We start from the raw sequence: 22,735 nt of genomic DNA, 5'->3' as shown, positions 1-22,735 counted from the left end.
TCGCCGCACCCGCCCGCCGCGCCGGGTGCACCATTCTGTCCCGCATCTGGAACACTTTCGAGTGTGAGTGAGCGGATGGAACGATTCCTGGCATGGCGCGACCGGGTGGCCGGTGGTGACAGCGAGCGCGCCATCGCCGCGCGCATGGGCATCGGCAACAACCGGGTGGGACGCCACTTGCGCGAGAGTGACCCGCCGGTCGCCGAGACCGTCATCGACTTCGCGCGCGCCTACGGCGTGAACCCGGTGGACGGCCTGGTCGCCGCCGGCCTGATCAATCAAGACGAGGCCCTGCGCGCCGCCGCCAGCGAGCCGCTGCGGGCAGCCTCGCAATTGCAACTGCTCGACGAGCTGACGCGCCGGGAAAAGGAACGGTTGCGCGGACCCGTCACCGAGTCCGAGCCCACCGAGGAAGCCCACGGCCGCCGCCGCTTCCGCCGCGACACCAATATCGCGAAGGGCTTGCTCACCTGACGGCCCGAGCCCGGACGCTGCCGGGCTACCCTGCCGCGAACCCGGTCAGTTCCAGGCTGTCGGCGGTGCCGCAGTAGGTGAGCAGCGTCCCGGGCGCGGGGATCAATCCGGCACTGCCGCAGTCCTTTTCCGCGCCTGCGATGGGCAGGGTGCGTATCGGCTGCCCGTCCGTGCGGCTCCAGGACCGGAGCTCGAACCCGCCTTTGCGCTGGTCTCTGGACAGCGCGTAGTCCACCAGCACGATCTCCGTCTCGAGCAGGGCCGCCTCACCTTTGCCGACGTAATCCTGAGTTCCGGGCAGCTCGTACCGTTCGGCTCCGGTGTGACGGTCGAGGACGAACAGCCGGTGGTAGCCCTCGTCGGCGCCCCGAACCCAGTCTTGCGCAAGCGCATCCGTGTTGCCCGGATCGATGGCCACGATGGCATCGAAGCGATCGAGCACGGGCGCGGAGGTGACTTCGTCCGGACGGCCGAGCACGATCATTCCGGCGGCCGGCTTGTTCCATGCGATCGAGACGCCGACCGCGGACGATGCGAGGTGGACATACCGGCTGTCCTTGTCGGCGATGGTCGTCCGGGCGACCTCGCGACTGCCGAGGACAGCGCCGTTGGTCGTGTCCAAAGTCATTGCCACCGACCAGATCTCCGACCTGTTTCGGCAGTGCAGCAGCAGGTAGATGGCGGTATCGGTATCCAGCATGGAGGTCCGGCCCTGGAGGCAGTCCGAGGTGGCCGTCGTCGTGGTCCACAGGTGCTTCCCGGTTCGCGGGTCGTAACCCTGCAGGCCGTCTTCGAAGAACAGGATCAATGCGGCCGTATCGGCGCGCGGAATCCGGGTCGGATCCTCGTAATCCACCGCGTGCGCCCCGAAATCCGAATTCTTCCAGAGGATTTCGCCGGTGACGGCGTCGAAGGCGTACCAGCCCAGCTCGCTCCATTCCGCGATGACCACCGTGCCGCCGGCTGCCGCGCGCAGCGATTTGCTGATGTAGCCGACGCTGTCCGGCCTGCCGTCGCCGGTCTTGCGCAGATAATGCCAGCGCGGGGCGCCGGTGCGCCCGTCGTAGGCGGTGAGTCCCGCGCTCGATGAGACGACGAATCCGTTTCCCGCGGGGACGATGTCGCCGTAGGTCGCGCCGTTCCAGCCCGTGGCCTGTGCGGGCAGGGATATCCGGTACTGCTCCGCGCCGAGACCGGCAGGGACGGTGGGTGTTTCGCTCCTGGTCGCGGTGAGGTGGTCGACATTGCGCCGATCGTCACCGGTCGCGCCCGCCACGAAAGCTACCGCTCCCGAGACGAGGAGGCCGACTGCGGCGGTGAGAGCGAGCATCCGCCGGGGCAGGAGCTCCAGCTTGGCCGGTTCCCAGGCCAGGCGCAGCACCAGCACGCTGCCGAGCGTGACGAGAATCCCCGCCGCTATCGCGGTCGGCAGCGCGGCGAACCACGGGTGTTCGGTGCGCAGCTCCCGATAGGCCGTCGGCAGAACGTATTTCACCGCCAGGAACGGGAAGGTGAACAGCCCCGCCGCACCGGCGAGTGCGACCGCCGGACCCCAGCCGTCGTAGTCGCCGTCGCGGGAGGCCCAGACGACCGCGGCGGCGACGGCCAGCACGAGGAGGCCGACCACCCAGGCGGCGGTGCCGAATGTGCCCGGCAGACGGGAGATGTCGATCCACTCCTTGTCTCCGAACACGCGGCCGCCGGAGATCCGGTCATCGTCGAGCGGCCATGTCGTGGCGAAATACCGGCTGTAGAGGGCGAGCAGGGTGCCGCCGGCGACCAGTCCGGTGCCGAGTGCACCGGCGATGGGGACGGCGCGGTCTCGCCATCCTGCCGGTTTCGTGTCCGCGGTGTTCTCGTTGTTCTCGACTTCCACTGCCACGCGCGTCCCCCTGGTGTAGTCGGCTGTTCGACGTGGTCAGCCTATCGGCGAGCGCTGGGCGAACCTGGGTGGCGGGTGGGTGGCCGGAGGTGTCTTGACAGATGCGGCTCGACGGGTGACCTTGAGATAGTTGACATAGGTAAGTTAATTGGGCGCTGTGGCCGGGACGCATGTGATGCGGCAGCTGTTGGCGGTAACAGCCCAGGAAGGCCGGTCAGGGTGGCGGATTCGCGGGGTTTCGGGCGTGAACGGCGGATTGCGGCGGCCTTGGCCGATGCGCAGGTGCGGGCGACGCTGTCGACGGCGGAGGTGGCCGAGGCGGTGCGAGAGCCGGGGCTGCGGTTGGGGCAGATCGTGGCGGCCGCGCTGACGGGGTATGCGGATCGGCCCGCGCTGGCTTGGCGGGCGGCGGAGTCGGTGGTCGCGGATGGTCGGCGGGCGCGACGGCTGCTGCCGGAGTTCGAGAGCATGACCTACGGCGAGTTGTGGGAGCACGTGGGGTGGGTGGCGGCGGGCTTGCCGGTGCGGGCCGGTGAGTTCGTGTGCACGCTGGGGTTTTCGAGTCCGGACTATGTGATCGTCGATCTGGCGTGTGTGCGGGTGGGGGCGGTGGCGGTGCCCTTGCAGCACAGTGCGGCTGTGTCGCAATGGGTTTCGATCATCGGGGAGACCGAGCCCAAGGTGCTGGCGTGCAGCGTGGAGCTGTTGGAGGCCGCCGTGGACGCGGTGCTGGCCGGGTTCACGCCGGGACGGGTGGTGGTTTTCGACTTCCACTCCGAGGACGACTCACAGTGTGCCGCAGTGGAATCCGCGCGGGGGCGGCTGAGGGGCTCCGGGGTTGTGCTGGAGCTGCTCGGGGAGGTGTTCGAGCGGGGGCGTGCTCTGCCGGTCGCACCGGTGCATGTTCCGGAGGATGATGCGCTGGCGCTGCTCGTCTACACCTCGGGCAGCACGGGCACGCCCAAGGGGGCGATGTACACCGATCGGCTGACGGCGGCATTCTGGTTGGCGGCGGCGGGGATTCGGGTTCCCGCGATCACGCTCAACTACATGCCGCTCAGTCATGTCGCGGGGCGGCTCACGCTGTACGGGACGCTGGTGCGCGGCGGGACGGCGAATTTCGCGGGCGGCAGCGATATGTCCACGTTGTTCGAGGATTTCGCGCTGGTGCGGCCGACCGAGCTGGTGTTCGTGCCACGCGTGTGCGAGATGGTGTTCCAGCGGCATCTGAGTGAGGTGGATCGGCGGGTGATCGCGGGGGAGGACCGGGCCAGCGCTGTGGCGGCGGTGGAAAGCGAACTGCGGCAGGATCTTTTCGGCGGCCGGTATCTGACGGCGATCTGTGCGAGCGCGCCGCTGTCGGCGGAGATGAAAGCCTTCGTGGAGTCGGCGCTCGAGGTGGAACTGCACGACGGGTACGGCTCGACCGAGGCCGGTGGCGGGGTGCTCATCGACCATCGGGTGCGGCGGCCACCGGTGCTCGACTACAAGCTCGTGGATGTGCCGGAGCTCGGCTATTTCGGGACGGACAAACCGTATCCCCGGGGTGAGCTGCTGTTGAAGACGACCACGATGTTCCCGGGGTACTTCAAGCGGCCCGAGATCACGGCGGAGATGTTCGACGCGGACGGGTACTACCGCAGCGGTGATGTGGTGGCCGAGCTCGGGCCGGATCATCTGGTGTACGTGGATCGCCGGAACAATGTGCTCAAGCTGTCGCAGGGTGAGTTCGTGACGGTGGCCAAGCTGGAGGCGGCTTTCGGCACCAGCGAGCTGATCCGGCAGATCTTCGTGTACGGGTCGGGGGAACGAGCGTATCTGCTGGCGGTGATCGTCCCGGTCGAGGGCGCGGTCGGCGGAGATTCCGCGGAATTGAAGGCGGCGCTGGCCGATTCGCTGCGGCGCATCGCCAAGGACGCCGAGCTCGAATCCTATGAGATCCCGCGGGATTTCCTGATCGAGACCGAACCCTTCACGGTGGAGAACGGCCTGCTGTCGGGCATCGGAAAACTGTTGCGGCCCAAGCTCACCGAGCGGTACGGCGTGCGGCTCGAGCAGTTGTACGCCGACCTGGCCCGGCAGCAGGGGGATGAACTGCTCGCCTTGCGGCACGGTGTCGGCGACCGGCCGGTCATCGAGACCGTGAGCAGGGCCGCGCAGGCCGTATTGGGCAGTGCCACTGCCGATCTGCGCCCGGATGCGCACTTCGCCGACCTCGGCGGTGATTCGCTGTCGGCGCTGTCGTATTCGACGCTACTGCGGGAGATCTTCGACGTGGACGTGCCGGTCGCGATGATCGTCGGCCCCGCCACCGATCTCACCCGGATAGCGGATTTCATTGTCGCCGAACGACAGTCGGACGGTTCCCGGCCCACGGTGTCGTCCGTGCACGGGACGGGATCGCGCCTGCGCGCCGATGATCTCACCCTCGGCGCATTCATCGATGCCGCGACCCTGCACGCGGCTCCAGGTCTGCCGCAGGCCGTCCACCCGCCCAGGACCGTGCTGCTCACCGGTGCCAATGGCTATCTCGGCCGGTTCCTCTGTCTGGAATGGCTACGGCGCCTGCAGGGTTCGGACGGCACACTGGTCTGTCTCGTGCGCGGCAGCGGACTCGAGGATGCCGGAAGACGGCTCGAGGCCGCTTTCACCGGCGGCGATCCCGAATTGGAATGCGAGTTCCGGACACTGGCGCAGGACCGGCTGAGGGTGCTCGCCGGTGCTGTCGATGCCACGAATCTTGGTTTGAGCCAGGCAGATTGGACGCAGCTGGCCGAGTCCGTGGACCTGATCGTCCATTCGGCGGCCCTGGTCAATCACGTCCTGCCCTATGCGCAGCTGTTCGGGCCCAATGTGATCGGCACCGCCGAGATCATCCGGCTCGCGATCACCGCCAGGCTCACCCCGATCACCTACCTCTCCACCGTCGCGGTCGGCGCCGGCATCGATCCCGAGGAGTTCGCCGAGGACGGCGATATTCGCGAGATCAGCCCCGAACGCCTGCTCGGCGACGGCTACGCCAACGGTTACGGCAACAGCAAATGGGCGGGCGAGGTGCTGCTACGTGAGGCGCACGAGCTGTGCGACCTGCCGGTCGCGGTCTTCCGCTCGGACATGATCCTGGCGCACAGCCGATACGCCGGACAGCTGAACCTGCCCGACATGTTCACCCGCCTCCTGCTGAGCGTGCTGGCGACCGGTCTCGCTCCCGGATCGTTCTATGTCACCGATGCGGAGGGCAGGCGTCGCCGCGCCCACTACGACGGGCTCCCAGCCGATTTCACCGCTGAGGCCATCACCGAGCTCGGCACCCGCGTCACCGCCGGATTCGAAACCTTCGATGTGCTCAACCCGCACGACGACGGCATCTCGCTGGACGAATTCGTGGACTGGCTGATCGAGCAGGGCCACCGCATCGAACGCATCGACGACTACGCCGAATGGCGCAGCCGCTTCGAAACCGCCGTGCGCGCGCTACCGGAGGTCCAGCGCCGGCATTCGCTGCTGCCGCTGCTGCACGCCTTCCGCCGCCCGGCCCCGCCGGTGCGCGGTGCGGCCTTGCCCGCCAAGAAGTTTCACGCCGCGGTGCAGCAGGCCGGTCTCGGCCCGGACGGTGACATCCCACATCTGTCGCGCGAGCTCATCGCCAAGTACGTCACCGATCTGCGACACCACGGCCTGCTGTAGCCCCTGGCGGTCCGGCTCAGCGTGCGGACGCGGGAAACGCTGTCCCGGATGGTCAAGGCCATGGCGGTTGCGGTCATACGCCGGGCGGGCGGGCGCGGATAGCGTTTCCGGCATCCGGTTGCCCGCCGGATACAGGGGGACGACACCCGATGCGCCGCGACCGTACCTCGCCGCGCGTCGGGTGTCTTCGGGTTCGGCGCGTCGCGGGGTGGGCGGCGCGATCGTGTCGGGGCCTTGTGCCAGGGTGGGGCAGTGAGCAGCACGGACAGGACGATCGACAGTCACGACGAGCCGGAGACCGGCGCGCAGGCCACCGGCGCCGGTGCACGCCCGGCGGATGCAGGTGCGCGGCGGATCCTCGGCATCGCGGTGCCGACCTTGGGAGTGCTTGTCGCCGAACCGATCTACCTGCTGTTCGACATGGCCGTGGTCGGGCGGCTGGGCGCGCTGGCGCTGGCCGGCCTGGCCGTGGGCGGATTGATTCTGACCCAGGTCAGTTCGCAGCTGACGTTTCTGAGCTACGGCACGACCGCGCGGGCGGCGCGGCGGCACGGCGCGGGCGACGAACCGGGCGCGGTGGGGGAGGGCGTGCAGGCCAGTTGGCTCGCGATCGGGGTGGGGCTGGCGATCGTGCTGATCGTGCAGTTGCTCGCGGGGCCGGTGACGCGTGCCATCGCGGGTGGCAGCGATATCGCGGACGAGGCGCTGCCCTGGCTGCGGATCGCGCTGTTCGGCGTGCCGTTGATCCTGCTGTCCATGGCGGGCAACGGCTGGATGCGCGGCGTTCAGCAGACCCGGCGGCCGCTGCTGTATGTGGTTGCGGGGCTCGTGGTTTCGGGAATCCTGTGCCCGGTGCTGGTGCACGGGCTGCTGGGCGCGCCGCGGCTGGAGCTGGCGGGGTCGGCGGTGGCCAACCTCGCCGGGCAGCTGGTCAGCGGCCTGCTGTTCCTGCGCGCCCTGGTCACCGCCCGGGTGCCGCTGGCCCCACACCCGTCGATCATGCGCGCGCAGCTGGTGCTGGGCCGGGATCTGATCGCCCGAAGCCTGGCCTTCCAAGCGTGTTTCGTGTCCGCGGCGGCGGTGGCGTCCCGGTTCGGGGCGGCCTCGGTGGCGGCGCATCAGCTGGTGCTGCAGCTGTGGAACTTTCTGGCCCTCACCCTGGATTCGCTGGCCATTGCCGCGCAGACCCTGGTCGGTGCGGCGCTGGGGGCTGGAAACGCGCGTGGCGCACAGGGTCTCGCACGGCGCATCACCGGCTGGTCGACGCTGTTCGCGGGGGTGCTGGCGGTTGTGTTCGCGGCCGGGTACTCGGTGGTGCCGCGCCTGTTCACCGACGATCCGGCGGTGCTGGAGCGCACCCACGTGGTGTGGTGGTTCTTCGTGGGCCTCATTCCGATCGCGGGCATCGTATTCGCTGTGGACGGAGTGCTTCTGGGCGCGGGCGACGCCGCATTCCTGCGCAATGCCACGCTCGGTTCGGCGCTGCTCGGCTTCCTGCCCGCCATCTGGCTGTCGCTGGCCTACGACTGGGGGATCGCCGGAATCTGGTCGGGCCTGGTCGCTTTCATGGTGTTGCGGCTGATCGCCGTGTCGTGGCGGGCGCTGTCGGGCCGCTGGGCGCGCGTCGGTTCGGAGGTGCCCAGCCGGATGACCTAGCGCGCTGCCATCGGCTGGCTCACTCGGATTCGTCCGCGGCGGACCGCTTTTCGAGATTCGCCGCGACCTCCGCCTCCCAATTGTGGTTGGCGTGCGTCGTATCGACCTCGAATTCGAAGCGGGCGGTCATATCCGGGGTGATGTCGGCGACGTCCACATAGAACTGCTCATACCACCGCCGCTGCTGATACACCGGCCCGTCCTCCTGCGTGAGCAGCGGATTGTCGATGCGCGTCTTGTGTTTCCAGATCTCCACATCCTGTAGGAACCCCACCCCGAAACTCTTGGCGAAGGCCGCCGCCAGCGAGCCCGCCTTCTCCGGCGGCACGCCCGGAATCCGCTGCACGCTCACACCCCACTGCAGCATGAACGAGTCGTGCGTGACCGGGTAGTGGCAGTTGATCAGCGCCACCTCCACGGTGTGCTCGCCGAAATCGTTGTGCAGATAGTTGATCATGTACGACGGCCCGAAATACGAAGCCTCCGAACGCAACAGCGTCATCTGCCCGGAATAGTTCGACCCCGAGTACACGTCCGGCCGTCCCTTGGACTGCAGGAACTGCGTCGCCACATGTCCCTCGAATACATTCCGGAACGAGATGGGATAGGCGTAGTGAATGTAGAAGAAATGCGCCATATCGACGTTGTTGTCGATGATTTCGCGGCAGTGTGAGCCCTCGATGAGCAGCTGGTTCCAGCTCCAGTCGCTCCACTCGTCGGTGCCGATGCCCTCGATCTGGGGAATGGCGACCTCCGGCGGCGGCGGATTGCCCTCCGAATCGTGCCACACGAACAGCTGCAGATTGGCCTCGCACGTGATCCACGACCGTGTGCGCGCCAGCGGCGGCACCCGCCGCGCATACGGAATCGCCGCGCATTTCCCGTCGCCGCGCCAGCGCCAATCATGGAACGGGCAGGCGATATTGTCGTCCTTCACACTGCCGTAGGACAGATCCGCGCCCATGTGCCGGCAGTATCCGTCGAGCACGTGCAGCTCGCCCGCACTGTCGGACCAGACGACGAGCTTGCCGCCGAAAGCGTTGACCGAGTGCGGTTTTCCGTCACGGAAGGTGTCGGCGAGTCCGAGGCAGTGCCAGCCGCGCGCGTAGCGGGTCATCGGCTTGCCGACATCGATCATCCGGGCCTGCTGGGTCATCTGCGTCCTCCGCGATTGATGATCGGCGCCATCACGCCGGGCGCGAACCTGTTGAGCCCGATGAGAATCCGGTTGTACGCCGGAAACGTGATGAACTGCTTGTTCTTCGACACCCCGTGCAGGATCGCGTCGGCGGCGTCGAGGGGGCGCACCTTCGCGAACGGCAGCTTGTCGATCGAGGTGCGATAGTCGTAGGCGCCGAGATTCACGGCGCTGTCGAAGATTCCGGTGTCCACCACGCCGGGCAGCACCACGCTCACCTGCACTCCGTAGCCGGCGGCTTCGGCGCGCAGGGACGTGCTCAACCCCACCACAGCGTGTTTCGTGGCCGCGTAGGCCACCGACCGCGCGACCGGCACCACGCCCGCGCTGCTGGCCGTGTTCACGATGTGGCCGAATCCCTGTGTGCGCATTTGCGTATAGGCGAGCTGGGAGCCGTGCACGACGCCCCAGAAGTTGACGCCGACGATGCGGTCCCAGGTTTCGCGCGTCATGTCCGAGAACTCGCCGCCGACCACGATCCCGGCATTGTTGAACATGAGGTCCAGCCGTCCGCGCTCGGCGACGACCCGGTCGACGATCTCGGCCAGGGCCGCGGCGTCACTCACATCGGCCGCGATGGTGGTGAGTGGATCGGCGGTATGCGCGGCCAGGTCGGCGAGCCCGTCCTTGTCGCGGTCGACCGCGTACACGATGTCCCCGCGGGAGAGCAGGCGGGTCACGAGCGCGCGCCCGATGCCGGAGGCGGCGCCCGTCACGATCGCGGTCGCGGAGTAATACGCCATGCGCAGAGGTTAAGCATCAGCGCTTAATTGGGCAAGCGTTCTGGATTACCCGGTCGTCGGGGGATTACTCCGAGGCCGCCCGATGCCGTCGCACAATGACTTTCGCGGGTCGCACCGACCGCTCGGCAATGGTCAGACCCGGTTGCAACACGTCCTCCACGGTGCGATCGGCGGCGGCGTCCTCGGTGTCGACCACATCCGCGGCCTCCATCGTGAGCGCGTCGAACACCGCGCCCGGCGCGGGCAGCACCAGCTGCCCGCCGCGACCGGTCAACAGCCGTTCGACCCGATTCGCGAAGGTCTCGAAAGCCGTTCGCTCCGCCTCGGAATGCGCGGTGGTCCCCAGCGCCTGTGCGTCCCCGTACAGCGCGAACAGCTCCACCACCAGGGGCACATCCGCCCCCGCCCGTTCCCGCTGCGCCCGCGCCTTGGCATCGTCGGCGAGCCGATCCAGCGCCGAGCCCTGCCGTGCGATGACCCGCGCCAGATCGTCGATGCGCTCGGTGAGGCGCTCCGCGAGAGCGTCGACCGGGTCCGTCGGGCCGAGGCTGAACGGGGTGTCCGGCTCGCCGGAATCGGGTGCGGCGGCCTCCGTCGCGGTCGGTTCGCCGGTGGTGTCGGAATGCCCAGTCGCTGCGGCTGATTCGGTCATGCTCGCACGATAGTCCCGGCTGTCATCGGTGGCTGCTACGATCGCCGACTATGGGGGTCTTCGGTATCGACCTGGGCACAACGAATTCGGCTATCGCGCGGATCGACGCTGACGGCCGCCCAGAAGTTCTCGTGGGTATGAACGGTGAGCCGACCATTCCGTCGGTCGTGTTGTTCGCGTCCGCGCACGATCATGTGGTGGGCGAGGGCGCGCGGCGGCAGTCGCGGCTGGATCCCGAACATGTGTGCTCGCTGGTGAAGCGGCGCATGGGTGATGCGGAGTGGCGCTTCGCGGCGCACGGGCAGATGTGGTCGGCGCCGGCGGTGTCGTCGCTGATTCTCAAGAGCCTCGCCGCCGACGCCGAATTCGGTGGTGGCGGCACCGTGCAGCGCGTGGTCATCACCGTGCCCGCCTACTTCGGCGACGAGGAGCGCCGCGCCACCATCCAGGCCGGGACCTACGCCGGATTCGATGTGGCCGGCGTGCTGTCCGAGCCCATCGCGGCGGCGCTGTCCTACGGTTTCGGGCGGCTCGACGGCAGCATCGAGATCGGCAAGGGCGGGGCGCGGGAAACCGTGCTCGTCTACGACCTCGGCGGCGGCACCTTCGACGCCACCGTCATCGAACTCGCCGACCGCCGGATCTCGGTGCTGTCGGTGGAAGGCGATCATCAGCTCGGTGGCGCGGATTGGGACGAGCGCATCGCGCTGCATCTGTCGCAGCAGTTCTGCGCCGCCAATCCCGATGCCGAGGATCCGCTGGACGATTCGGCCGGATCGCAGATGCTGGTGCTGGCCGCCGAGCAGGCCAAACGCGAGCTCACAGACGCCGAGAGCACCCAGGTCGTGGTGGCGCACGACGGCGCGCGGGCGGTCATCACCCTCACCCGCGCCGACATGGAAGCCATGACGGCCTCGCTCATGCGGCGCACCCTCGACCTCACCAGGGCCTGCCTGGACGCGGCCGGAGCGCGCGGCGTGCAGCGGGTCGACCGGCTGCTGCTGGTCGGCGGCTCCTCGCGCATGCCCATGGTGGCGCGGGAACTCCAGCAGGAACTCGGGTTGCACGGCGAGCTACGTGATCCGGACCTGTCGGTGGCGCGCGGCGCTGCGCTCTACGGCGAGAAGCTGGAAATGGAACGGCTCATCGTCGCCGATCTGGTGACGCGCGGGCGGTTGCGCGACGGCGCCGATCTGCGTGAGGCCGATCCCCGCGAACTGGACCAGTCCCTCGCCCGCGTGGCGGCCTCCTTCGGGCAGCCGGTGAGCCTGGTGCGGCGCATGCTCGAGATCCAGGTCGACACCGTGGTGTCGCGGGGGTTCGGGGTGCTCGCGCTGGATCCGTTCAACGGCCTGGCGGCGAGCTGGCTGGTGCATCGCAATCAGACCCTGCCCATCAAGGTGCGCCGCTCCTACGGCACGGTGCGCGCGGATCAGGATCAGATCGAGCTCACCATCGTCGAGCAGCAGGGGCAGGCGGCCTCCACCCGCCCCGAGGACACGAAGGTGTTGGTGGAGGGCCGGATTCGCGATATCCCGCCCGGGTACGCCGCGGGCAGTGAGGTGCAGGTGACCTTCGAGATGGGCTTCGACGGCGTGCTGCGCGTGACGGCCTATCACGTGGACGCCAATATGCCGCTCACCCTCACCGTGCAGACCGGCGCCACCCTGTCGCAGGCCGATGTGGCGCGGGAGCTGGACCAGTTGCAGCGCACCCGGCGCCGCCCCGCCTGACCGCCGTCGAGAACGAAAAGCCATGCACGCCTTCGACCCCAACGACTACCGCAAACGAGTGCTGGCCGCCGTGGAACGCCGCGGCGGCATCGAGACCTCGGATGCGTTCGAGCTCTACGACATTCCGCTCGAGGAGGCCGATCGGCTCACCGATGTGCAGGTGCAGGCGCGCATCGACGAGGTGTGGGGGTTCTGGCAGAAGCAGCGTGATCATCCGAAGTACCGGGTGCTGGTCGGGCTGCTGGTGGACGAGCACGACGACCTGTCCGAACCCCTGCTGCGCGCCTCCTCGCGGCGCGTGGAAGCCGATCGGGTGAGACAGCTTCGGGCGCGGCGTGATTCGGAACGCTACGAAATGCTCGACACCGCCATCGAGCGGCTCGTGCAGCGGCACGGCGGGATTCCCGCCGGGAAGATGCCGGGGCTCGAGGACATCGGCAAGATGAGCGGCCTGACCCCCGACGAGATCCAGGCCCGGGTGCGCCGCCACCGCCTGCTCGACGACGAACCCGCCACCGCCGCCCCGGCGCCCGCCCCCGGCCTGGATGCCGGTCGCCGCCAGCAGATCCGCAAACTGCTCGCCGAATACGAGCGCCTCCTGCCCGGCGAACCCTGCCCGACCCTGCTCGTGCTGCTCGGCCTCGATTTCACCAAGGCCCATCAGACCCACGAGATCCATTTGCGCGCCGAGGCTTTGCGTTCCCGCACCCGCGAACTCCCGCCCGGCCGCATCCGGGTGGTCCTCGACGAACTGCTCATCCACATCAGCGATCTCCTCGAATCCGGCGGCAGCACCGTCGATGACTACCTGCAGGCCGTGGTCGAAGACGTCACCGACGTCCTGCGCCCCCAGGTTCGCGCCGCGGTCCTGGTCGAAGACCATTTGGTGGCAGCGGATTTCGACTTCCTGGTCACCGAGGCCATGGCCGCGGGCCTGGACCACCCCACCGCCGAACGTGTCCTGATCGGCCTCACCGACGAACTCGGCACCACCGTCGAAGGCCGCGAACACCTCGCGGGTACCGGTGCGACAGGCCATATTCCGGGTGCGTCCGGACGGGCGGGCCATGGCGGTGCGGCGACGGGCGGTCGTGCCGGTTCCGGCACCACCGGCCGCGGCAGCGCGGGCGGCCCGGCGAGCCATGGTGGCGCGTCCGGACGCGGTGGTGCGGCAGGCCACGGCGGTGCATCCGGGCGCGGTGGTGCGGCAGGCCATTCCGGCGGTTCCCCCTATGGCGGCCGAACCCCGACCGGTGCGGGTGGCTCCACCGGAAGCGCCTGGAACACATCACCTTCCGCCCGAGCCTGGGAGGAGCCGCTGAAGGCGGCCCGCGCCGCTCTGCGCGCAGGTCACCCGCGTGAGGCGGATCGGCAAGTAGCCGAGGCGAAGCGCAAACTGGGCGGCGACAGCGCCGGCATGACCGCCATCCGCCCCGTGGCCGAAGAAGTCGACCGCATCCTCGCCGAAGCGGCCCTGCGCTGGCGCAACGCGAACGCCGGGTGTGCCGGCAAACGGTATGTCGAGGCCCTGGAACATCTCGAATACCTCCAGCGCACCGCCTCCGACGTCCCCAACCCCGACGTCACCGGCCCTACGCTCCAGCAGTTGACCAACACGGCCCGCGCCGAACTGGCCAAGGCCGACCAACTCCTGGCAGCCGCCCCCACCGCCCCCGCCGCAGCCCGAATGCGCGCCCTCCGAGCCGTTTTCGAAATCTGCGCCGACCACGCGGGCGCAGCCGCCGCCCTGGCCGGCCTCCCGGTCGACGCCCCCGGTCAGGTAACCGCTCGCCGCCAACCCGACGGCACAGTCCTTATCTCCTGGAACCCGTCCCCGACGGAGAACGTCGAATACCGCGTCACCCGCCTCCACCCCGACGGCTCCGGCCGGGTAGTAGGCCGCACCCGCACCACCACCCTCGAAGACGGCGGCGCTACCCCCGGCCCCCTCCCCGTCTACGGCGTCGTGGCCACGGTTTCCGGCCGCACCTCCGAAATGAGCCGCACCGACCAGACCCCGCCACCCCCGGCCCCCGCCACCCCACCGACCACGCCGTCCCCCACCACCTCGTCACCGACCTCTGCCGCCGCGCCGAGCGCGACAGGCCGCATAGACACCACCCGCCCCGACCGCAGAGCCGCGCGTGCCGCGGCTGCGGCAGCGGCCGGTGAGGGCCCTGCCGCTACGGGATTCGGTTCCGCGGCAACAGCTTCGGTGCCCCAGCCCGCGGCAGCCGGTTCCCCGGCCACACCACTGGATACGACCGCGCGGATCGATACGACCCGTCCGGACCGTCGTGCCGCCCGCGCTGCGGCTGCGGCAGGTGAGGGCTCTGCCGCTACGGGATTCGGTTCCGCGGCAACAGCTTCGCCGTCCCAGCCCGCCACTGCTGATTCCTCGCCGGCTGCTGAGAGCGCCGCGACCAAGGCTGCCGTGCCCGCCGCGGCCGGTTCCCCGGCAACCGCTGCCGCCGATGCCTTGCCCCCAGCGGCTCCCAGCGGCATGCCGACTGTTCGGAATCTCGCCGAGCATGGTGGTCTGTTGATCTTCGAGTGGCCGACCGGGATCACCGAAGTCATGGTCTACGCCCGCGCCGACGCCCCACCCACCGCCCCGGACGACCCTCAGGCCCGCGCCTGGAAGGTCACCAACACTCGCTACCAGATAGACGGCGGCGCCCGCGTCCCCGGCGACGTCCCGCGCCCCTGTCACCTGGCCGTGGCCTCCTGCCGCCGCGACCCCTCCGGAACACTCACCGTCGCGGCGGGCTTCGCCCCCGACTCCCGGATCCAGTGGGCCCACTGAGCCCGCTGCGGCGCATGGTGTCGCCACTCGTCTTCCCGGAATGAAACACTTACCGCCGCAGGGGAATTCACCCTGTTGCCGCGGTCTGCCTCGGCGCCGACCGTCAGGGATCGCCGGGTGGCGGGTCGAATCGCGGTCCCGGGCGCGATCGCCTTCGGTAGCGCGCCGCCGGCGGTCGCCCGAATCCTCGCCGTGGCAGTCGGCTCTCCGGACTGGCCTGGTTCCGTGGTGTTCAGCTGGGGCTGCATTGGCTGAACGGAAGGTTCTTCCCACGTCCGCAGCGGGATTCGACCCGATTGCTGTGCCTGCGCAGGGCTGCTGACCGTCGATCGACCGGTCACCGCGTAGTCCGGGTGATCACCTGCCCGCAGTGCGTCGAGGGCGGCGTGGGAATCTGGGGGGAGCCGGGGCTGTTGGTGCGAGGACCGGTCTGAGCAGAGAGGTGGAGCTGGGTGGATCCGAAACTGGTGGCGGTGAGCGATATCCATGTCGGGCATCAGGGCAACAAGCCTGTTGTGGAGGCGATCCGGGCGGATTCACCGGAGGATTGGCTGATTCTGGCCGGGGATGTGGGGGAGAAGACCGAGGATATTCGCTGGGCGCTGGAGACGCTGCGGGGGCGGTTCGCCAAGGTGATCTGGGTGCCGGGCAATCACGAATTGTGGACTACGGCAAAGGATCCCGTGCAGATGCACGGGGCGGCGCGGTACGACTACCTGGTGTCGATCTGCCGGGATCTGGATGTGCTCACCCCGGAGGACCCGTTTCCGGTGTGGACGGGAGCGGGGGCCGAGCAGCACGGCGGGGCGGTCACGCTGGCGCCGATGTTCCTGCTGTACGACTACTCGTGGCTGCCGGAGGGGACGCTCACCAAGGCGCAGGGGCTGGCGCTGGCGCGGGAGCGCAATGTGGTCGCCACCGACGAATTCCTGCTCGGCTCCGAGCCGTACGCCACCCGTGACGCCTGGTGTCACGCCCGCGTGAAGTACACCAAGCGCCGCCTGGACGCCCTGCCCGCCGAAACCCCGCTGGTCCTGATCAACCACTGGCCCCTGCTCCGCAAACCGTGCGACATGCTCTGGTACCCGGAGTTCGCCCTCTGGTGCGGCACCGACCTCACCGAGGACTGGCACGTCACCTACAACACCGTCTGCTCGGTCTACGGCCACCTCCACATCCCCCGCACCACCTATTGGGACGGCGTCCGCCACGAAGAGGTCTCCCTCGGCTACCCCCGGGAATGGCAGCGCCGCGGCCTCCCCGACCAGCTCCTCCGCCAAATCCTCCCCACCCCCGACTACGGCGACACCCTGAACGCCTGGGGCGGCCACTTCAAAATCACCCCCGAAATGGAACAACTGGCCCAGAAAATGCGAGCCCAAGCCGAAAAACGCCGAGGCGTGAACTGAGCTAGAAGGTGAGGGAGCTCTGGTGGCGGGGAGTCGGACAATTTCCCGCCACCAGTGCTCCGTCACGAAAGATCTCCGGGCGAGGCGGACGTGCGGGGGATTCGTGACAGTGTGATGATCGGATGTATGCGCGATGTACTGCCGCAGCTGATCGAGCGGGTCCGCCAGGGGCCGGTCGTGCTCGCGCGCATCATCGCTGTCACCGGTGCCGGTCCGCGCGAGGTGGGTGCGGCGATGATCATCACTGGCGCGGGTGAGGTGATCGGGTCACTGTCCGGTGGCTGCGTCGAAGCCGCCGTCACCGAATCCGCGGTCCACGTCCTCGACACCGGCGAGGCGGTCCTCGAGCGCTTCGGCATCGCCGACCCCGACGGCCTCGCCATCGGATTGACCTGCGGCGGTGAGATGGAAGTCTTCCTCGAGTGCGTGGACACCACCCGCCTGCCGCTGCTGGAGGCTCTCGACCACGACATCCGCGCCGGCGTGGCCGCCGCTGTGGCCACCACCCTGCACTCGGCACCGGATTGGCATCTCATCCGCTCCGGCGCAGCGATCGACGGCGCTGATCTGGCTGCGGCGCAAGCACTTCCGGGTCGCGCCGCAGACGTCGCCGCTGCGCCGCCGCTGGTCTCGGCGCCGGGTGGCGTCCGCGCTGCGGATCGAGTCGCCGACGGTGCGGGTGGGGTCAGCCGAGACGCGCTGAACCTGGCGCGCGCCGGTCGCACCGGCACGGTCGGCACCGAGGAGTGCATGCCGACGGCGTTCCCGCCGCGCGCTTTCGTGCAGAGTTTCGGGCCGCCCGCGCGCATGATCCTCGCGGGCGCGAACGATTTCGTGCGGGCGCTGAGTCGGCTCGGGGCACAGCTCGGGTATCGCGTCACCGTGGTGGATGCGCGCGAAACCTTCACCACCGCAGCGCGATTCCCGGCCGCGCACGAGGTGGTGGTGGATTGGCCGCATCGCTATCTGCGGCGTGAGCATGAGCACGGGCGGATCGACGCCCGCACGGTGGTGGTTGTGCTCACCCATGACAGCAAGTTCGATGTGCCCATGCTCGCCACGGCTCTCGCGATGGAGGAGCTGGCTTTCGTCGGCGCGCTGGGTTCGCGGCGCACGCATACCGATCGCCTGGAGCGACTGACCGCCGCCGGTGTCGGCCCGGAACAGCTACGCCGCCTGCGTAGTCCGGTCGGCCTGGACCTCAACGCCTCCACTCCCGATGAGACGGCCGTGTCGATCGCCGCGCAGATCATCGCCGAGGCCGGGGGCGCGTCCGGTCGACCACTCGCGGCCACCGACGGGCCGATCCACCGCTGACGGGCGGGTCCGAGGTGGGGAATCCGGCCTGAGCCAACACTATCGGCGCGCTTTCTGCCATATCGGCAGAATTCCCTCGGAAAGTGTTGGCTGAGGCCGGGATACCGGATCGGTTTCCGGCCGCACCGCGTGTGCGAGGTGGGCGCGGAAGTGCGGGCAGGTGCGGAAGTCCTCGGCCTCGCATTCGAGGGCGTGCTCGAGGGTATCCAGTGCGGCCTGAGTGCGAATGATGCGCTCGCGCAATTGGTCTCGGTGCGCGCGGAGCAGGCCGTGGCGGGTGGCGCGGTCGGGTGCGGCGGTGGCCAGGGCACCGATCTCGGCCAGGGACAGGCCGACGCCCTGGCCCATGAGGATCATGGCGACGGCTTCCGCGTCATCGTCCTGGTAGCGGCGGTGGCCGGCGGAATCGCGGCGGGGCCGCAGCAGCCCGGCATCCTCCCAGTGCCGCAGCACGTGGGTGGCCAGGCCGAATCGTGCCGCCAGTTCACCGATGGTCATCTCCGTGCCCGGCATGACCACACTCTATTCCGCTGCGGCGGCGGACACTACGCCCTTCCGGTGGCGGACAGTCGGAGGAACAGTCCGATCGGATGTCGTTGCGGGCGAACGACTTCGCGCCGTACGGGACCGAATGCCGCCGCCAGCGCGACACGAGCCTCCCGGACGCGGACGAAGCGGAAGTCGTAGAGGGCGACCAGCCCGCCGGGAGCGAGCACGCGATGCAGCTCGCCGACAGCGGCGGTGACATCCGGCCATTCGTGCAGGCTCAGACTCGACACCACCACCTCGAAACTCGCGTCCGGGTAGGGGAGCGCGGCCACATCGCCCACGGTCGGTTCGGCTCGCCCGCTCAGCCGGTCGGCGGCCAGCGTGATCATATGCGGCGACAGATCCACCCCGTGCAGCCGCAGATCGGGTCGCGCATCGGCCATGTGGGACAGGAGTTTTCCCGGCCCGGTCCCGATATCGAGTACCGTCGCGCCCTTCGCCGCCGCCCGGTTCACATCGGCGGTGATATGCCGGTAGAGCCCGGTCAGCAGCCGGGTGGCGCGGCGGTCGTAGTTCCGGCTGGCCTGGAGGTCGAAGCTGGTCATGGCAACCCTTTCGGTGAGGTTGCCGCCAGCTTCCGGCTTCAGGTCGACCTGAAGTCAAGCAGGTGTTCGATGCGCACCGGGATCTCCCGGATGCGCGCACCGGTGGCGTGCTGCACGGCATTGATGATGGCCGCCGCCGCGCCGATCATGCCGAGTTCCCCGAGTCCCTTGACGCCCAAGGGATTCACCACCCGGTCCTCGACCTCCACGAAGGAGATGTCGACCTCGGGTGCGTCGGCATTGACCGGCAGCAGGTACTCGAGCAGTGACGGGTTGGCCCAGCTGCCGTCGCGCGCGTCCGGCAGCGTGGCCTCCATGAGCGCTTGGGACAGTCCCCAGTTCATGCCGCCCAGCACCTGACTGCGCGCCAGTTTGGCGTTGAGCACCCGGCCCGGCGCGAACGCGCCCACCATGCGCCGCACCCGCACCAGCCCGAGTTCGGGGTCCACCGCGACCTCGGCGAACTGCGCCCCGAAGCTGATCTTCCCGAAGGGCGCGTTGGGATCCGGCGGATTCCAGGCCCCGATGGCCTCCACATCGATGAGGTGATTGCGGGCCAGCAGCGCCGAATACGTTTCCCCGACAGCGGGATTCGCACGTACCCGCAGCCGTCCGTCCCGCGCCTCCAGTTCCGCGCCGATCCGGCCGTGCAATGGCGACGCGGTATCGGTGACGGCCAGCTCGATCAGCTGCGCCAGCAGATCGGTGCAGGCGGTGTGCACGGCGGCGCTGATGGCGCCCGCCCCCATCGAGCCCACCGCCGCCGCGATATTCGGATAATCGGTGTCACCGATATCGACTCGCACACTGTCGAATTCGAGGCCGAGGACATCTCCGGCGACCTGCGCCATGGTCGTTCCCACCCCGGTGCCGAAGTCCTGGGTGCCGGCCTGCACCACCAGCGATCCATCGGCCAGCAATCGCGCGTGCGCGCGCTGCGGCTGTCCGGGCGCGTACACCGGATATCCGGCCGTTCCCATGCCCCAGCCGATGCGCCAGTTCCCGTCCGTGCGCGCCCCGGCCCGCCGCTGCTCCGCCGACCAGCCGAAGCGTTCGGCGGCCAGGCGCACGCAGTCGGCGTAGCCGTCCGAGCTCCACGGATGCCCGCTCTCCGGGTCGATGGCGGCGTGGTTGCGCAGCCGCAGTTCCACCGGGTCGACGCCGAGTTCCTCGGCCAGTTCGTCGATGGCGCATTCCATGGCCACCATGCCCGACGCCTCACCGGGCCCGCGCATGAAGGTCGGCGTCATGATGTTGCCCCGGACGAGCCGATACTGCCCGTCGTAGTTCGGGATTCCGTACGCCTGCCCGGCCACGCTGAGCGACAGCTCCGCCCAATCGTCGAACGGTGAAGTGACGGACAGCTTGTGATGCCGCAGCCCGGTGAAGGTGCCCTGCTCGTCACAGGTCAGGGTGATGCGCTGCTCCTGTTCCTCGCGCAGCCCGGTGCCGTAGAACATCTGCTCCCTATCGAGCACCAGCTTGACCGGCCTGCCCAGTTCGCGGGCGATCATGGGTGCGAGCGTCACATGTGGCCACATCATGGCCTTCGCGCCGAATCCGCCTCCGACGTAATGGGATACGACCCGCACATGGCTGGGCGAGAGGCCCAGGTAGGCCGCCACCGTCGCCTGGGTGGCGCTGATGCCCTGGGTGGCGTCGTACACGGTGACGGTGTCGCCGTCCCACACCGCCGCGGTCGCCGAGCATTCGATGGGATTGTGGTGGTTGGCGGCGAAATGGTAAGTGGCGTCGAAGGTATGGGCGGCCGACCGCGCGGCCGCCTCGAAGTCGCCGCGCGCCTGCACCGCCGGCACCAGTCCGCAGAAGATCTTGTCCGGCTGATACTGCTGCGCGCGGCCGTCGTCCAGCCGTACCAGCGTGTCCCGGCTGTCGTAGTCGGCGACCACGAGTTCGGCGGCGTGCTGGGCGGTTTCGAAGGTGTCGGCGAGCACCACGGCGATCGGCTGCCCGTAGTAGTGGATCTCGTTGTCCTGCATGGGAAAGAAGGTCTGTCCGGGTGCGGGCCCACCGTACGCGGAGGGGAACTGTGGCGGAATGTCGGCGACTCGCGGCAGGTTCTCGTGCGTGAACACCGCTATCGCACCCGCGTTCAACGCCGCCCGGATGTCGACCGATCGCACTGTGCCGCAGCCGATCCGCGCTCCCACCAGTACCGCGTGGGCGACGCCGGGCAGCGGTATCTCGGCCGTGTAGTGGGCCGCGCCGGTGACCTTGGCCCGCCCGTCGATCCGATCCAGCCCCCGCCCGACCAGCGGTCCGGCCATGGTGGCGGTCATCGCGTACCTCCCAGCGGATGCACCTGTGGTCGCACGGCTTCCAGTGCCCGCACCAGAGTCCGCTGTGCCAGTTCGACCTTGAACACATTCATGGGATGCGACGTATCCGCCGCCTCCAGCTCCGCGGCGGCTGCCTTCTCGAAATTGGCCCGGGTGGCCGACTTCCCGATGAGCACTGATTCGGCGGTGCGCGCCCGCCACGGTTTGGTGGCCACTCCGCCGAGCCCGATGCGCACATCCACGACTGTGCCGTCCGCGACATTCATGGCCACGGCCGCGGAGGTGAGCGCGAATTCGTACGACTCCCGGTCGCGCACCTTCAGATAGTGCGAATTCCTGGCAAACGGCAGGGCGGGCACGTCGATGCGCGTGATCAGCTCGTCCCCGGCGAGGGGGTGCTCGACATGCGGCGTGCTGCCCGGCAGCAGGAAGAAGTCGTCGAAGGCGATCGTGCGTTCCCCGCGCGGACCCCACACGGTCACCGTCGCGTCCAGGGCCACGAGCGGGATCGCGACATCGGAGGGGTGCGTGGCGAAGCACATCGGGCTGGTGCCGAGAATCGCGTGCCCCCGGTGGATTCCGTCCATGGCCGCGCATCCGGCCCCGGGATCCCGCTTGTTGCAGGCTCTTCCGGGCTCGCGGAAGTACGCGCAACGCACCTTCTGCATGAGGTTGCCGCCCATGGTCGCCATATTCCGCAGCTGCGCCGACGCGCCCTTCCACAGTGCCACCGAAAGGAACGGATACCGTTCGCGCACACCGGCTTCCGCGGCCACCTCGCTCATCTTGGCGAGCGCTCCGATGCGCAGTCCGCCGTCGGGCGTGTGCTCGAGCCCGCCCAGCGGCAGCCAGGTGATGTCCACGACATTGTCGGGTTCCATGGCCCCGATGCGCAGCATGTCCACCAGTGTGGTGCCGCCGGCCAGGAAAACCGTTCCGGGCCTGGAGGTTACGGTGCTGACCGCCTGTTCGACGGTGGTGGGCCGGGCGTAGGCGATGGGTTTCACGGCCGCTCTCCGTCCGCCTCGCGCATGGCGTCGCGTCCGCTGCGCACCGCTTCGCGAATGTTCTGATAGGCCGCGCACCGGCAGATGTTGCCGCTCATCCATTCGGCGGTCTCGGCGTCGGATTCGGCGTGCCCCTCCTCCACGCATTTGATGGCCGACATGATCTGGCCGGGAGTGCAGTAGCCGCACTGGAATCCGTCGGCTTCGAGGAAGGCCCGCTGCATCGGGTGCAGGTCCTCACCGTCGGCCACCCCCTCGATGGTGGTGATCTCGCGGCCCTCCGCGGCGAGGGCGAGGGTCAGGCAGGACAGCACCCGCCGGTTGTCCACCCACACCGTGCAGGCTCCGCAGCCGCCCTGATCGCAGCCCTTCTTGGTGCCGGTGAGGTGCAGATGCTCGCGCAGGGCGTCGAGCAGGCTGGTGCGTGGTTCCAGCACGGTGAAGTGTTCGTGGCCATTGACCCGCAGGGTGGCCATGATGCGCGCCGGTCCGATGAATTCGGCGGGCCGCACCCCCGTCCGGCCTGTCGACGGCTCGACTGTCATATACGCCCCTCCTGCCCATGGAGACGCCGCGCGGCGCCACGGAAAGTGCTGGATTACGCGTGAATACGAGCTGGCAACATCCTAGCAATCGCCGTCGGTTCCGGCATGCCGAACGAGCGACCATCACGGGCGCGCACGGACGGGAACGCCCGCCGGGTTAGGCTCGTTGAGGCAATTGCCGCCGCCTGAGCGCGCGAGCATTGGGTACCGAGCAGGAGGCTGGTCATCGAGG

The 22,735-nt window shown here is 68.9% G+C and carries 16 protein-coding genes; 7 read left to right on the top strand and 9 right to left on the bottom strand.

All coding sequences use genetic code 11. From position 1 onward, the window contains the following. The first annotated feature begins 63 nt into the window (after window positions 1-63). Window positions 64-474 (top strand): hypothetical protein, encoded by a 411-nt coding sequence (locus H0264_RS31545; RefSeq protein ID WP_181580926.1) that lies wholly within the window; start codon window positions 64-66, stop codon window positions 472-474. Between the two features lie 25 nt (window positions 475-499). Here H0264_RS31545 and H0264_RS31540 read toward each other — a convergent pair whose 3' ends face one another. Next, on the bottom strand, window positions 500-2,356 hold the full coding sequence (locus tag H0264_RS31540; RefSeq protein ID WP_181580925.1) for an outer membrane protein assembly factor BamB family protein: 1,857 nt from the start codon (window positions 2,354-2,356) through the stop codon (window positions 500-502). 219 nt (window positions 2,357-2,575) lie between these two features. Here H0264_RS31540 and car point away from each other — a divergent pair, with 219 nt between their 5' ends. Beyond that, window positions 2,576-6,043, top strand: a complete 3,468-nt coding sequence (gene car / locus H0264_RS31535; RefSeq protein WP_181580924.1) for a carboxylic acid reductase — start codon at window positions 2,576-2,578, stop codon at window positions 6,041-6,043. Between the two features lie 354 nt (window positions 6,044-6,397). Further along, the gene (locus H0264_RS31530) at window positions 6,398-7,699 is read left to right on the top strand and encodes an MATE family efflux transporter (protein ID WP_231087304.1); all 1,302 of its coding nucleotides are present in this window, start codon (window positions 6,398-6,400) and stop codon (window positions 7,697-7,699) included. Window positions 7,700-7,718: 19 nt separating this feature from the next. On the opposite strand, the gene H0264_RS31525 is transcribed toward H0264_RS31530, so the two are convergent. The 3 genes from H0264_RS31525 to grpE all read right to left on the bottom strand — a co-directional run bounded on the left by H0264_RS31525 (window position 7,719) and on the right by grpE (window position 10,292). Then, entirely contained in the window at window positions 7,719-8,855 is a 1,137-nt protein-coding gene (locus tag H0264_RS31525; RefSeq protein WP_181580923.1) for a 3-ketosteroid-9-alpha-monooxygenase, oxygenase component, read from the bottom strand. Next, a complete protein-coding gene (locus H0264_RS31520; protein ID WP_181580922.1) occupies window positions 8,852-9,640 on the bottom strand; it encodes an SDR family NAD(P)-dependent oxidoreductase in 789 nt (262 codons plus the stop codon). The genes H0264_RS31525 and H0264_RS31520 overlap by 4 nt, the downstream gene beginning before the upstream one ends. Window positions 9,641-9,704: 64 nt before the next feature. Further along, window positions 9,705-10,292, bottom strand: coding sequence for a nucleotide exchange factor GrpE (grpE, locus tag H0264_RS31515; RefSeq protein WP_181580921.1), 588 nt, complete (start codon window positions 10,290-10,292; stop codon window positions 9,705-9,707). A gap of 50 nt (window positions 10,293-10,342) precedes the next feature. Here grpE and H0264_RS31510 point away from each other — a divergent pair, with 50 nt between their 5' ends. The 4 genes from H0264_RS31510 to H0264_RS31495 all read left to right on the top strand — a co-directional run bounded on the left by H0264_RS31510 (window position 10,343) and on the right by H0264_RS31495 (window position 17,557). Beyond that, window positions 10,343-12,025, top strand: coding sequence for an Hsp70 family protein (locus tag H0264_RS31510; protein ID WP_181580920.1), 1,683 nt, complete (start codon window positions 10,343-10,345; stop codon window positions 12,023-12,025). Window positions 12,026-12,047: 22 nt separating this feature from the next. Further along, entirely contained in the window at window positions 12,048-14,831 is a 2,784-nt protein-coding gene (locus H0264_RS31505; protein ID WP_181580919.1) for a SaeA-related protein, read from the top strand. A 452-nt stretch (window positions 14,832-15,283) separates the two neighbouring features. After that, on the top strand, window positions 15,284-16,240 hold the full coding sequence (locus H0264_RS31500; protein ID WP_181580918.1) for a metallophosphoesterase family protein: 957 nt from the start codon (window positions 15,284-15,286) through the stop codon (window positions 16,238-16,240). A 126-nt stretch (window positions 16,241-16,366) separates the two neighbouring features. After that, window positions 16,367-17,557, top strand: a complete 1,191-nt coding sequence (locus H0264_RS31495; protein ID WP_181580917.1) for an XdhC family protein — start codon at window positions 16,367-16,369, stop codon at window positions 17,555-17,557. A 39-nt stretch (window positions 17,558-17,596) separates the two neighbouring features. Here H0264_RS31495 and H0264_RS31490 read toward each other — a convergent pair whose 3' ends face one another. The 5 genes from H0264_RS31490 to H0264_RS31470 are packed head-to-tail and all read right to left on the bottom strand — an operon-like array spanning window position 17,597 to window position 22,503. After that, window positions 17,597-18,070, bottom strand: a complete 474-nt coding sequence (locus H0264_RS31490) for a MerR family transcriptional regulator (protein WP_220139873.1) — start codon at window positions 18,068-18,070, stop codon at window positions 17,597-17,599. Window positions 18,071-18,102: 32 nt separating this feature from the next. Continuing rightward, window positions 18,103-18,651 carry a class I SAM-dependent methyltransferase gene (locus H0264_RS31485; protein ID WP_181580916.1) on the bottom strand — a complete coding sequence of 183 codons (549 nt, stop codon included), beginning with the start codon at window positions 18,649-18,651 and terminating at the stop codon, window positions 18,103-18,105. 38 nt (window positions 18,652-18,689) lie between these two features. Next, window positions 18,690-20,951: a xanthine dehydrogenase family protein molybdopterin-binding subunit gene (locus H0264_RS31480; RefSeq protein WP_181580915.1), complete on the bottom strand. Its 2,262-nt coding sequence runs from the start codon at window positions 20,949-20,951 to the stop codon at window positions 18,690-18,692. Continuing rightward, on the bottom strand, window positions 20,948-21,958 hold the full coding sequence (locus H0264_RS31475) for an FAD binding domain-containing protein (RefSeq protein WP_181580914.1): 1,011 nt from the start codon (window positions 21,956-21,958) through the stop codon (window positions 20,948-20,950). Before H0264_RS31475 ends, H0264_RS31480 begins: the two co-directional genes overlap by 4 nt. Further along, window positions 21,955-22,503, bottom strand: a complete 549-nt coding sequence (locus tag H0264_RS31470; RefSeq protein WP_420832001.1) for a (2Fe-2S)-binding protein — start codon at window positions 22,501-22,503, stop codon at window positions 21,955-21,957. The genes H0264_RS31475 and H0264_RS31470 overlap by 4 nt, the downstream gene beginning before the upstream one ends. Window positions 22,504-22,735 lie beyond the last annotated feature (232 nt).

The organism is Nocardia huaxiensis (assembly GCF_013744875.1).
GTDB classification, from domain to species: domain Bacteria; phylum Actinomycetota; class Actinomycetes; order Mycobacteriales; family Mycobacteriaceae; genus Nocardia; species Nocardia huaxiensis.
The sequence above is the reverse complement of the archived record's forward strand: the minus strand, read 5'-3'. Positions and strand labels throughout refer to the sequence as shown.